General features: G+C 68.9%; 11 protein-coding genes. 4 read left to right on the top strand and 7 right to left on the bottom strand.

Annotated elements, in window-relative coordinates; all coding sequences use genetic code 11:
• Window positions 1-35: 35 nt before the first annotated feature.
• The 7 genes from pepQ to rph all read right to left on the bottom strand — a co-directional run bounded on the left by pepQ (window position 36) and on the right by rph (window position 7,212).
• Window positions 36-1,367, bottom strand: coding sequence for a Xaa-Pro dipeptidase (gene pepQ, locus Q5Z10_RS17535; protein WP_303636641.1), 1,332 nt, complete (start codon window positions 1,365-1,367; stop codon window positions 36-38).
• A gap of 74 nt (window positions 1,368-1,441) precedes the next feature.
• Window positions 1,442-1,816 (bottom strand): PilZ domain-containing protein, encoded by a 375-nt coding sequence (locus tag Q5Z10_RS17530; RefSeq protein WP_303636640.1) that lies wholly within the window; start codon window positions 1,814-1,816, stop codon window positions 1,442-1,444.
• Window positions 1,813-4,086, bottom strand: a complete 2,274-nt coding sequence (locus Q5Z10_RS17525; RefSeq protein WP_303636639.1) for a DUF1631 family protein — start codon at window positions 4,084-4,086, stop codon at window positions 1,813-1,815. Before Q5Z10_RS17525 ends, Q5Z10_RS17530 begins: the two co-directional genes overlap by 4 nt.
• A gap of 134 nt (window positions 4,087-4,220) precedes the next feature.
• Entirely contained in the window at window positions 4,221-5,447 is a 1,227-nt protein-coding gene (gene hemW / locus Q5Z10_RS17520) for a radical SAM family heme chaperone HemW (RefSeq protein WP_303639215.1), read from the bottom strand.
• Between the two features lie 60 nt (window positions 5,448-5,507).
• The gene (gene rdgB, locus Q5Z10_RS17515; RefSeq protein ID WP_303636638.1) at window positions 5,508-6,104 is read right to left on the bottom strand and encodes an RdgB/HAM1 family non-canonical purine NTP pyrophosphatase; all 597 of its coding nucleotides are present in this window, start codon (window positions 6,102-6,104) and stop codon (window positions 5,508-5,510) included.
• Window positions 6,101-6,490, bottom strand: a complete 390-nt coding sequence (locus Q5Z10_RS17510) for a VOC family protein (protein ID WP_303636637.1) — start codon at window positions 6,488-6,490, stop codon at window positions 6,101-6,103. The genes rdgB and Q5Z10_RS17510 overlap by 4 nt, the downstream gene beginning before the upstream one ends.
• A complete protein-coding gene (gene rph, locus Q5Z10_RS17505) occupies window positions 6,487-7,212 on the bottom strand; it encodes a ribonuclease PH (RefSeq protein WP_303636636.1) in 726 nt (241 codons plus the stop codon). Before rph ends, Q5Z10_RS17510 begins: the two co-directional genes overlap by 4 nt.
• 133 nt (window positions 7,213-7,345) lie before the next feature.
• On the opposite strand from rph, the gene Q5Z10_RS17500 reads away from it, so the two are divergent.
• The 4 genes from Q5Z10_RS17500 (at window position 7,346) to Q5Z10_RS17485 (ending at window position 11,547) form a co-directional block, all read left to right on the top strand.
• The gene (locus Q5Z10_RS17500) at window positions 7,346-8,206 is read left to right on the top strand and encodes a YicC/YloC family endoribonuclease (RefSeq protein ID WP_303636635.1); all 861 of its coding nucleotides are present in this window, start codon (window positions 7,346-7,348) and stop codon (window positions 8,204-8,206) included.
• Window positions 8,203-8,868, top strand: coding sequence for a guanylate kinase (gmk, locus tag Q5Z10_RS17495; RefSeq protein ID WP_303636634.1), 666 nt, complete (start codon window positions 8,203-8,205; stop codon window positions 8,866-8,868). The genes Q5Z10_RS17500 and gmk overlap by 4 nt, the downstream gene beginning before the upstream one ends.
• 110 nt (window positions 8,869-8,978) lie before the next feature.
• The gene (gene rpoZ / locus Q5Z10_RS17490; RefSeq protein ID WP_005410877.1) at window positions 8,979-9,278 is read left to right on the top strand and encodes a DNA-directed RNA polymerase subunit omega; all 300 of its coding nucleotides are present in this window, start codon (window positions 8,979-8,981) and stop codon (window positions 9,276-9,278) included.
• 106 nt (window positions 9,279-9,384) lie between these two features.
• Window positions 9,385-11,547, top strand: coding sequence for a RelA/SpoT family protein (locus tag Q5Z10_RS17485; RefSeq protein ID WP_303636633.1), 2,163 nt, complete (start codon window positions 9,385-9,387; stop codon window positions 11,545-11,547).
• The last annotated feature ends 69 nt before the right edge of the window (window positions 11,548-11,616 follow it).

Below are 11,616 nucleotides of genomic sequence, written 5' to 3'. Positions count from 1 at the left end.
GCGGCTTCTGCTCTAAGCGTCAAACCACGAGAGGCTCAGCCGTTGGCCGCAGCAAACTCCGGCCGCGTCAGGTTGTCCGCCTCGCCGTCGGTGCACAGCACCTCGTCCTCGATGCGGATGCCGCCATACGGGCGGAAGAAGTCCACGCGCTCCCAGTTGATCGCATCACCCTGGCCGGCGGCCTTCACCTCGTTCAGCAGCATGTCGATGAAGTACAGGCCCGGCTCGATCGTCACCACCATGCCCGGCTCCAGCACGCGGGTCAGGCGCAGGTACGGGTGGCCGGCCGGGCGCTCGATGCGGCCGCCTTCCTCGCTGGCCGCAAACCCGGCGACATCGTGCACCTGCAGGCCGATCAGGTGGCCGATGCCGTGCGGGAAGAACGCGGCGCTGACGCCGGTCTCCAGTGCGGTCTGCGGCGAGACGTTGATCACGCCGAAATCCTTCAGCACGCCCATCAGCGAAAGATGGGCGTCTACATGCAGCTGCCTGTAGTCGACGCCTGGGCGCACTGCGGCGCACATCTGCTGCTGGGCGGCATCGACCGCCTGGATCATCGCGGCAAACTCGTCGTGGCCGTGCGCCGCGTAGGTGCGGGTGATGTCGCTGGCGTAGCCCTGCGCGCTGGCACCCGCATCGATCAGGAAGCTGCGCAGCGGCTGCGGCGCCTTGCTGCCCAGTTCGGTGTAATGCAGCACCGCAGCGTGCTCGTTCAGTGCCACGATGTTGCCGTAGGGCAGCTCGTTGGCATCCTGGCCCACGGCCTGGCAGTACGCCATGTGGATGCTGAACTCGTCGGCGCCGTTGCGGAATGCAGCCTCGGCGGCGCGGTGGCCGCGCACGCCCAGCACCTGCGCCTGGCGCATCAGCGCGACTTCGTACGGGGTCTTGCAGGCGCGGTGCCATTCCAGGTAGTTCACGACGGGTGCCGGATTGTTCGGCACATAGGCACCCAGCGCGCTCTGCGGCTCGCCCAGGATCGCGCAGCGCGACGGGTCGGACGGCAGCAGCGCCAGCGCGTCTTCCGGCGTGCGGATGATGTGGATGTCGAAGTGGTCCACCCACCAGCCACTCGGGGCGTCCGGCACCACGTGCCAGTAATCGAAGGGCTGGTGGAAGATGACCGCGGGGCGCTTGCCCGGGGTGAACACGATCCAGCTGTTGGGCACGCGGGTCAGCGGCAGCCAGGCCTTGAACTGCGGGTTCACCGCATAGGGGTAGTCACGATCGTCGAACACCTGGTAGTGCAGGGTGCCGCTGGGCACCACCAGATGGTCGAAGCCGCCGCGCGCCAGCGCCTGTTCGGCGCGTCGGCACAGCACGGCCAGGTGGTCGGGATACAGGGCGCCGGGGTCTTGCTGGATCATTGCGGTGGCTCGACACGGAAACGGCCCTAGATTCTGCCGCATACCGCTGCAGACCGCTGTGCCGGAACCGGCACTCAGCCCGTCGAAACCGGTGTCTCGTCGTTGTCCTCGCCGATCCACTGGCGCAGCAGCTGCCGATGCTCGCGCGACAGCGTCAGGAAGCGGAAGCCGGCCCAGCTCTGCCCCGGCGCATGCGCCGGTTCGCTCCACAGCAGATGCACGCCGACATCGATCGGCTCGCTGCGGCCATCGCCCAGCGGCAGCGGGAAACGCAGCTGGTACAGCGCGTCGTCACGCAGCGGCGCGCTGGCCAGCATCAGCATGCCGGTTTCGGACACATTGCCGAGGCGCCCGACCACGCACGCGCGCATCTGGTCGGTGACCGGCACCAGGTCGGCGACCTGGCGCCGCGGTGCGCGACGGGTATCGACAGGGGGTGGGGTACTCATGCGTCGGGCTCCTGCGGGCGGCGACCGGCAAGCGCACGCAGGGCGCCCAGGCTGGCCTGCCAGGCGCGGTCGACCAGCCGGCCCTTGTCTTCGGTGACCAGTTGCGCGCGGCCGGCGCTCATCTGCCGGGCCAGCGCGTCCAGGTGGGTTTCGGCGAGCTTCTGCCCGCGTGCGTTGACGAACAGTACGTGTCCGGTCAGCAGGCTGTACCAGGACAGGCGCTGCCGGCGCATCCGGCCCTCGCCGTCGTCGATGTCGAACCAGCTGCCGAACGGCAGCGTGCACAGCTGCTGGTAGCAGCGCTCTTCGGCATCGCTGCGCTGCACGGCTTCGCTGGCAGGCGCCTCGCTGCCGGCATGCTCGCCCAGCCGCGCGCGCGCTCTCAGGCGTGCGCTCAGTTCGGTGCGTGACGTGCTTTCGTCCTCGCCGCCAGGGGTGGACAGGCGCCGCGCAACCGCAGCGGCTTCCTCGGCGTGGTAGCCGACCTGCAGCAGTGCCGACTCCACCTCGGCGGCCAGCGGGGCGTCGGGGGTGCTGTCGTCGCTGGCGGCGCCGGCGGTAATGGTGGCGATGCGTTCGGTCTGCTGCAGGCGTTCCTGCCACTGTGGCGAGTCGTCACCATGGCGTAGCCGGGTCAGCGTCAGCGCGTCGGCCCAGGCCTGGCGCAGCAGGGTCTGCACGAAACGCGGGGGCGCCTGGGCATCGCAGCACTGGTCGATCTGCGCCGTGGCCTGGCGCCGCGCCAGCGCCAGCCGCTCCTTGCCACGCGCGGCTTCGACATGGCGGCGTTCGGCCAGTTCGGCGCGGTGCGCGGCGGCGCGCTGGTGCTGCTGGATCTCTTCGTTGGCCGCAGCGAACGCCTCGGGCGTGCGCGCATCCTGGCCCAGCAGGCCCTGCACGCTCTGCGCCAGCCGCTGCATCAGCTGCGGGTCCACATCGTCATCGCCCAGCCAGTTGGCCCCCGCTTCGGCGACATGGTTGAGCAGTTCGCGCGCCGGATGCTCGTCGCGCACGAAGAAGCCGGGGTCGGCCATCGCGGCGCGGGCCAGCGGCACCTGCAGGCGTGCGAGCAGCGCGGCGGGCACCGGGTCCGGCCGCTGTTGCTGCTGGACCTGCTGCAGCAACAGCCGCAGCAGGTCGAGATTGTCGCGCTCATGGCTGCCCAGCTGGGCCTGCGCCCCGTGCTCGCTGCGCAGCTGGGCGACCAGCGCGGCCTGCAGGTCGGTGACCGCGGTGGCGGCACTGGCCTGGCCCTGCAGGCGTGCCAGCACAGCATCGACGGCAGCGCTCGGCAGCGCGTTGGGTTCCGCGGCCGGCGAGGGCGCGTGTCGTGCCTGCTGCAGCATGTCGTGCAGCACACTGCTGGCGGGCGCGGTCAGGCCGGCCGCCGCGCCCGGCGCCGCGGTGTCGGCCAACGCATCCTGCATCAGCGTGGACCACGAGCCCGGCGGTGCGGAACCGGACCAGCCGGTCAACGGTGTCGGCACGCGCGGAGACGGCCGCCCGCTGCGGCCGCTGCCGACCGACTGGGTGATGATCCGGCGCGTGCTGGACGAGCGGGCCAGGTAGGGGGTGTAGACCAGGCCGGGCAGGATCCCGTGCTGGGCCAGCAGGGCATTGGCGCGATCGAGCACGTCACCGAGCCGCTCCAGCACCTGTCGTTCGAAACTGCGGTACAGCGCCAGCTGCACCTCGGCACTGAGTCCATCCTGTTCGGCGGTCCGCCGCACCATCGCGCACAGCGCCTGCGGGGCCAGCGGCAGCGTGTCGGCCTCGAACGCCGGGGCGCCGGCGATGACGCCCAGGCGCTGGCCCAGCAGGTTCAGCGCATTGGCCGAGCGCAGCGTTTCCCGCCGGACCATTTCGGACAGCAACAGGTCGCGGTCGACCTCGTGTTCGGCAACCAGGCTCAGCCCGAGCAGGCCGGGCAACGTGGGGGGCGTGACGGCGGCGGCAGGCGCGGCCGGTTCGCGCAATTGCACCAGGGCATCGGCCAGCGCTGCCAGCATGCGGTCACTGAAGTGGCCGGAGAACGCATGCAGCTGCCCACGCTGGGCGAGCAGATCGGCCTGTTGCTGCGGATTGCGCGCGTGGTCGGCGTCATGCAGCAGCATCTGCTCCAGCGCTTCCACGGTCAGGATCAACGGCGCGGTCAGGACGTGGTGGCAGAGGCCGATCAGCGCGCCCAGCAGCTCACGCGCCCGCGGTGGCAGGTCGGCAGCGGCCAGGCGCGCCTGGTCGGCGCTGGAAAGGGAAAAGACGGCTGACATCGGCGAGCGGTACCCGGATTCCCGCGGATCGATTCTGGAATCTACCGTGTCGGCCGGTGAAGGCGCTACTTGAGGGGGGAGATCGGCCGCGTCAGCGACGGCGTGTGCGGCCGATGCCGCTCACGGCGGCAGGCTCATTCCTCCAGGAACAGGCTCACCACATCGTTGGTGAAGCGGCGGCCGAGTTCGGTTGGCTGCACATGGTCGCCGGACCGTTCAAGCCAGCCACGCCGCACTGCTTCGGCCAACGGCGCGTCCAGGACGCTGCGCGCCAGCCCGGTGCGCGATTCGAAGTCGCGCAGGCCGAAGCCTTCATGCAGGCGCAGCAGGTTGAGCATGTATTCGAACGGCAGGCGCTCGGCACTGATGACCTCGTCACCACCGAACGATGCCGGGCTGCCGGCGCTGTCCAGGTAGGCCTGCGGATGCTTGAGCTTCCAGCGCCGCAGCACGTGCTCCTCGGCACCGGAACTGATCTTGCCGTGGGCGCCGGCGCCGATGCCCAGGTAATCGCCGAACCGCCAGTAGTTCAGGTTGTGCGCGCTCTGCCGGCCGGGGCGCGCGTAGGCACTGACTTCGTACTGGCCGAAACCGGCCTGCGCCAGCAGCGCCTGGCAGTGCTCCTGCATGTCCCAGGCGTTGTCTTCATCGGGAATGCCCTGCGGCGGCCGCGCGAAGAACACCGTGTTCGGTTCCAGGGTCAGCTGGTAGTGCGAGATGTGCGCCGGCTGCAGCGCGAACGCACGCTCCAGATCGGCCTCGGCGCCGGCCAGGGTCTGCTCCGGCAGCGCGTACATCAGGTCGATGTTGAAATTGTCGTAGCCCGCGTCCTGCGCCATCTTCACCGCGCGCTCGGCTTCGCCACTGTCGTGGATGCGGCCCAGGCGCTTGAGCATCGCATCGTCGAAACTCTGGATGCCGAAGCTGAGCCGGTTCACCCCGGCGGCACGGTAGCGGTCGAAACGGCCATGCTCGGCGGTCCCTGGGTTGGTCTCCAGGGTGATCTCGGCATTGGGCGCAAATCGCAGCCGCGCGCTGGCCTGTTGCAGGAAGCGGTCGATCGCTTCGGGGGGGAACAGGCTGGGCGTGCCGCCACCGAAGAACACGCTGTGTACCACCCGGCCCCAGACCAGCGGCAGGTCCTGGTCCAGGTCACGCAGCAGGGCATCGATGTAGGCATCGAACGGCAGCTCGCCCTTGGCCTGGTGGGAATTGAAATCGCAGTACGGGCACTTGCGTACGCACCACGGCAGGTGCACGTACAACGACAGCGGTGGTGGCACCAGACGCGGCGGGCTGTCGTGGTCAGCGGAGCAGGCTTCGCCGGGCAGGTGGTTGCAGTGGTCGTGGGCGTGCGGCATGGCGGCGTTCATCGGTAGTGCCGGTGCTGGGCCGGCTTCCCTGGTTCGATCGGGCGGGCGTCAGTACACCGTCGCCAGCTGCTGCTTGAGCTGCTGCAGGGCGAGGGCACGGTGGCTGATGGCGTTCTTCAGCGCCGGCTCCATTTCCGCGGCAGTCAGGCCGTGGCGGGTGTCCAGGAACACCGGGTTGTAGCCGAAACCATGGGTGCCACGCAGTTCGCGGATGATCTGTCCTTCCCAGCGGCCTTCGCAGATCAGCGGCTGCGGGTCGGTGGCGTGGCGCAGCAGCACGATCACCGCGTAGAAGCGCGCGCTGCGCTGGCCATCGGGCACCTCGGCCATCGCTTCCAGCAGCTTGGCGTTGTTGGCCGCGGCATCGGTCGGGTGGCCGGCATAACGCGCGCTGTACAGGCCCGGCGCGCCGCCCAGCGCGTCGACGATCAGTCCCGAATCATCGGCCAGTGCCGGCAGGCCGGTCGCTGCGCAGGCCGCGCGTGCCTTCAGCAGGGCGTTCTCGACGAAGGTCAGGCCGGTTTCTTCCACATCGCCCAGGCCCAGTTCGGCGGCCGAGGTGATCTGCAGCGGCAGATCGGCAAGGATCTCCTGCATCTCCACCAGCTTGCCGGCGTTGTGGCTGGCCAGTACCAGTTTCTTCATTGACGGGGCTCCAGCAGGTCCCAGGTGTTGCCATACAGATCGCGGAACACCGCGACCGTTGCATACGGTTCTTCGCGCGGCGCTTCCAGGAACTCGACCCCGGCGGCCAGCATCGCCGCGTGGTCGCGGTGGAAGTCGTCGGTGTTGAGGAAGAAGCCGACGCGGCCACCGGTCTGGTTGCCGATGCGGCTGCGCTGTTCATCGGTGCTGGCACGCGCCAGCAGCAGTGCGGCAGCGCTGCCGTCGGCCGGGCCGACCACCACCCAGCGCTTGTTGCCTTGGTCGATGTCCTCCAGCAGCTGGAAGCCGAGCTTGCCGGTATACCAGGCAATGGCCTCATCGTATTCGGCCACCACCAGGGTGGTCAGGGCGATGCGCCGGTTCATGCCGACAGTGCCGCCTGCTGTGCGTCCAGCAGTTCGCGCACACCCTTTTCGGCCAGGCCCAGCAGCGCATCCAGTTCATCGCGGCGGAAGGCATGGCCTTCGGCGGTGCCCTGCAGTTCGATGAAGCCGCCACCGTCGTTCATCACCACGTTCATGTCGGTGTCGCAGTCGCTGTCCTCGGCGTAGTCCAGGTCCAGCACCGGGGTGCCGCGGTACACGCCCACCGACACGGCGGCGACCGCGCCCAGCACCGGGTTGCGCTTGATCTCGCCGCGCTTCATCAGCACGTTCACCGCATCGACCAGGGCCACGTAGGCGCCGGTGATGGCAGCGGTGCGGGTGCCGCCGTCGGCCTGCAGCACGTCGCAGTCCAGGGTGATGGTGCGTTCGCCCAGGGCATTGCGGTCCACGCAGGCGCGCAGGCTGCGGCCGATCAGGCGCTGGATCTCGAGGGTGCGGCCGCCCTGCTTGCCACGCGCCGCTTCACGGTCGCTGCGGGTATGGGTCGCGCGCGGCAGCATGCCGTACTCGGCAGTCACCCAGCCTTCGCCCTTGCCGCGCAGGAAACCCGGCACGCGGTTCTCGACGCTGGCGGTGCACAGCACACGGGTTTCACCGAAGCAGACCAGCACCGAGCCCTCGGCGTGGCGGGTGAAACCGCGCTGGATGACGACCGGACGGAGCTGGTCGGGCTGGCGGCCGCTGGGGCGGGAGTCGGACATGGGGCAGGTTCCCTAGAGGGTATGACGGGCAGGGGAGAACGCCGCCATGCCCGCAGCCTTCACGGCGCGGGCAAGGGGGCTCAAATGAGACCGCTAGGGTACCATTCCCCCTTTGCAAGCATCGGAAACGCTCATGATTCGAAGCATGACCGCCTACGCCGGCGGCGAGCGCGCCACGCCCTGGGGCACGCTGGGCTGCGAGCTGCGCTCGGTCAACCACCGGTTCCTGGAAGTGGGCACCCGCCTGCCCGAGGAACTGCGTGCCCTGGAACCGCAGCTGCGCGAGCGGGTGTCCGCGCGCCTGAGCCGCGGCAAGCTGGACCTGGTGATGCGCCTGCGCGCGCCGGAAGCGGCAGGCAGCCTGCAGGTGAACGAGGCGCTGCTGGGCCAGCTGGGCCAGCTGGCGCACCGCCTGACATCCGACTTCCCCAACCTGCAGGTCAGTTTCACCGAGCTGCTGCAGCTGCCCGGCGTCACCCAGGGCGAGGCGACCGATGCCGCCGCCCTGCAGGTCGAGGCGCTGGCGCTGCTGGAGCAGGTGCTGGATGGCTTCGTTGGCGCCCGTGAACGCGAGGGCGACACGCTGGCCAGGGCCATCGCCGACCGCGTGGATGCGATCGAGCGCATCGCCGCCGAGGTGCGTACGCTGATCCCGGCCATCCGTGAGGGGCAGCGCGCCAAGCTGGCCGCGCGCCTGGCCGACCTGCCGCATCCGGTCGATCCCGGCCGCGCCGAGCAGGAGCTGGTGCTGTGGCTGCAGAAGCTCGATGTCGACGAAGAGCTGGACCGCCTGTCCAGTCACATCGTGGAGATCCGCCGCGTCCTCAAGCAACGTGAGCCGGTCGGCCGCCGCCTGGACTTCCTGCTGCAGGAGTTCAACCGCGAAGCCAACACGCTCGGCTCGAAGTCGGTGGACAGCCGTACCTCCAACGCCGCGGTGGAACTGAAAGTGCTGATCGACCAGATCCGCGAACAGGTGCAGAACATCGAATGAGCATCCAGCCCACTCCCGCCGGCGCACCCGCGCGCGGCACGCTGTACATCGTTGCCGCCCCGTCCGGCGCCGGCAAGAGCAGCATCGTCAATGCCACCCTGGCGCGCGACCCGCAGATCGCCCTGTCGATCTCCTTCACCTCGCGCGCGATGCGCCCGGGTGAAGTGAACGGCCAGCACTACCACTTCGTCAGTGCCGACGAGTTCGAGCGGATGATCGCCGCCGGTGACTTCTTCGAGCACGCCTGGGTGCACGGCGACTGGAAGGGCACCGCCCGCCAGTCGGTCGAGCCGCAGCTGGCCGCCGGCCAGGATGTCCTGCTGGAGATCGACTGGCAGGGCGCGCAGCAGGTGCGCCAGCTGGTGCCGGGCACGGTGACCGTGTTCATCCTGCCCCCGTCCCGGCAGGCCCTGCAGGACCGCATGCGCAAGCGCGGCCAGGACAGCGAGGCGGTGATTGCCCAGCGCCTGGGCGCCGCGCGCGAGGAAATGCTGCATTTCAACGAGTTCGACTACGTCATCGTCAATGAAGTCTTCGACACCGCCGTGGACGAGCTGTGCGCGATCTTCACCGCCAGCCGCCTGCGCCGCGAGTCGCAGAAGGTCCGCCATGCTGGCCTGATCCAGGCGCTGCTGACCCCAGATCCGGGCGCAACTGACTGATTCCAAAAGAATCGGGTGGGGGTTGGCTTGATTTTGTCCAGCCCCTGCCAGTACACTCCGTCCCCTTTCCCTCATTCGACTGAGCGGCCGACCGGTCGCCGGGAGCCCGTATGGCCCGCATCACCGTAGAAGATTGCCTGGAAGTCGTTAACAACCGTTTCGAGCTGGTCATGATGGCCTCCAAGCGCGCCCGCCAGCTCGCCAATGGCGTGCAGGCCACGCTGGACAACAGCGAGACCGAGGACAAGCCGACCGTGCTGGCGCTGCGCGAGATCGCCGCCCGCAAGATCGACAACGCACTGATCGACGAAGTCGAGAAGGCCGAGCGTGAGCGTGCCGAGCGCGAAGCGCTGGAGTGGGCCGCTGCGGAAGTGGTCGCCGACGAAGACATGTCCAAGAACGACGATTGATCGCATCGATCAAGGTCATTGCTGGATACGCCGAACAGCCCGCCCCGTGCGGGCTGTTTCGCATTCAGGATTTGCCGTAAACGGCGCACTGGCATAGGCTTCGGGCATGAACCCAGGCCCCACTGCCAAGGTCGCCGCAGTCCCCGCTGCCGCCGTACCCGACTACGTCCTCCAGCTCGAACGCGCCGCCCACTACCTGCCGCCCGAGCAGCTGCCGCTGCTGCGCCGCGCGTGGGAGGTCGGCGCCTCCGCGCACGCCGGGCAGACGCGCAAGTCGGGCGAGCCCTACATCACCCATCCGGTGGCGGTGGCACAGGTGCTGGCCGAACTCGGCCTCGACGTGGAGGCGCTGATCGCCGCGATCCTGCACGACACCATCGAAGACACCCCGTTGACCCGCGAAGCCCTGTCGGCCGAGTTCGGCGAGGCGGTGGCCGAACTGGTGGACGGCGTCACCAAGCTGGACAAGCTGAAGTTCCGCGACCGCCAGGAAGCGGCCGCCGAGAGCTTCCGCAAGATGCTGCTGGCGATGTCGCGCGACCTGCGCGTGATCATGATCAAGCTGGCCGACCGGCTGCACAACATGCGCACGCTGGGCGCGCAGAGCCGCGAAGCGCGCGGCCGCATCGCCCGCGAGACGCTGGAGATCTACGCCCCCATCGCCCAGCGCCTGGGCATGAGCCTGGTCAAGAGCGAGCTGCAGAACCTGGGCTTCAAGGCGCTGTATCCCTGGCGCCACGCCATCCTGGAAAAGCACATCCGCAGCCAGCCGGTGGTGCGTCGCGAGGCGCTGGCGCAGGTGGAAGTGCAGCTGTCGCAGCGGCTGTCCAAGGAGGGCATCGAACACCGCCTGGTCAGCCGCATCAAGACGCCGTGGAGCATCTACAACAAGATGCGCGACGAGAACAAGACCTTCGACCAGGTGATGGATGTGTTCGGCTTCCGCCTGGTCGTGCGCAGCGTGCCCAGCTGCTACCACGCGCTGGGCGCGGTGCACGCCACCTTCAAGCCGCTGGACGGGCGCTTCCGCGACTTCATCGCCATCCCCAAGGCCAACGGCTACCAGTCGCTGCATACGGTGCTGTTCGGGCCGTATGGCTCGCCGATCGAAGTGCAGATCCGTACCGAGGAAATGGACCTGATCGCCGAACGCGGCGTGGCCGCGCACTGGACCTACAAGTTCGGCGGGGACTCGCCCAACAGCGCGCAGAGCCGCGCGCACGCCTGGATCGTGGAACTGATCGATTCGCAGCGTGCGGCCGGTTCGTCGCTGGAGTTCCTCGACAACGTCAAGGTCGACCTGTTCCCGGATGAGGTCTACCTGTTCACCCCGAAGGGCAAGATCCTGGCCCTGCCGCGCAACTCCACCGCGCTGGACTTCGCCTATGCCGTGCATACCGACGTCGGCAACATGGCGGTGGCCTCGCGCGTGGACAAGAAGCTGGTGCCGCTGCGCACCAAGCTGGTGTCCGGGCAGTCGGTGGAGATCATCACCGCGCGCTCGGCCACGCCCAAGCCGCAGTGGCTGGAATTCGTGGTCACCAGCAAGGCCCGCACCGCCATCCGCCACCAGCTCAAGCAGCTGGAGCACGAGGATGCCGTGCAGCTGGGCCACCGCATGCTCGATCGCGCGCTGGAAGCGATGGACAGTTCGCTGGAACGGCTGCCGAAGGGGCGCCTGGATGCGTTCCTGGCCGAGCACCGGTTCCCGCGCCTGGAGGCGCTGCTGGCCGAAGTGGCGCTGGGCAACTGGATGCCGACCCAGGCGGCGCAGGCGCTGATGGCCTACGCCGAACTGCGCGGCGGTGCACATTCGCGCCACAGTTCGCAGGAAAAGATCCTGATCAATGGCAGCGAGCGTGGCGTGGTCACCTTCGCCGGCTGCTGCCAGCCGATTCCCGGCGACGACATCATGGGCTACCACACCGCCGGCAAGGGCATCGTGGTGCACCGCATGGACTGCCCGAACCTGGCCGAGCTGCGCAAGTCGCCCGAGCGCTGGGTGCTGATCGGCTGGGACACCACCGTGTCCGGCGACTACGACACGTCGCTGGTGGTGGAGGTGGAGAACGGCACCGGCGTGCTGGCGCAGCTGGCCGCGGCGATCGCGCAGAGCCATTCCAACATCGAACGGGTGGACTACCTGGACCGCGATTTCAACGCGGCCGTGCTGGCGTTCAACATCCAGGTGCGCGACCGCAACCACCTGGCCGAAGTCATGCGCCGCCTGCGCCGCCTGTCGGTCGTGCAGTCGGTGCGCCGCCAATAGATCCGCGCCATGCGTGGATGATCCGCGCTGGCGCCGGGCCATGCCCGGCGAGCGCGCAGCGCGGCATGG

This window comes from Stenotrophomonas sp. 704A1 (genome assembly GCF_030549525.1).
Lineage (GTDB): Bacteria > Pseudomonadota > Gammaproteobacteria > Xanthomonadales > Xanthomonadaceae > Stenotrophomonas > Stenotrophomonas tuberculopleuritidis.
Note: the sequence above shows the minus strand (reverse complement) of the source record. Positions and strands in the feature narration are given on the sequence as shown.

Bases quoted from the DNA above. Each gene is read 5' to 3' on its own strand.
- gmk (WP_303636634.1), top strand. From the start codon at position 8,203: ATGAGCATCCAGCCCACTCCCGCCGGCGCACCCGCGCGCGGCACGCTG.
- Q5Z10_RS17500 (WP_303636635.1), top strand. From the start codon at position 7,346: ATGATTCGAAGCATGACCGCCTACGCCGGCGGCGAGCGCGCCACGCCC.
- rdgB (WP_303636638.1), bottom strand. From the start codon at position 6,104: ATGAAGAAACTGGTACTGGCCAGCCACAACGCCGGCAAGCTGGTGGAG.
- Q5Z10_RS17525 (WP_303636639.1), bottom strand. From the start codon at position 4,086: ATGTCAGCCGTCTTTTCCCTTTCCAGCGCCGACCAGGCGCGCCTGGCC.
- Q5Z10_RS17485 (WP_303636633.1), top strand. From the start codon at position 9,385: ATGAACCCAGGCCCCACTGCCAAGGTCGCCGCAGTCCCCGCTGCCGCC.
- Q5Z10_RS17510 (WP_303636637.1), bottom strand. From the start codon at position 6,490: ATGAACCGGCGCATCGCCCTGACCACCCTGGTGGTGGCCGAATACGAT.
- pepQ (WP_303636641.1), bottom strand. From the start codon at position 1,367: ATGATCCAGCAAGACCCCGGCGCCCTGTATCCCGACCACCTGGCCGTG.
- hemW (WP_303639215.1), bottom strand. From the start codon at position 5,447: ATGCCGCACGCCCACGACCACTGCAACCACCTGCCCGGCGAAGCCTGC.
- rpoZ (WP_005410877.1), top strand. From the start codon at position 8,979: ATGGCCCGCATCACCGTAGAAGATTGCCTGGAAGTCGTTAACAACCGT.
- rph (WP_303636636.1), bottom strand. From the start codon at position 7,212: ATGTCCGACTCCCGCCCCAGCGGCCGCCAGCCCGACCAGCTCCGTCCG.
- Q5Z10_RS17530 (WP_303636640.1), bottom strand. From the start codon at position 1,816: ATGAGTACCCCACCCCCTGTCGATACCCGTCGCGCACCGCGGCGCCAG.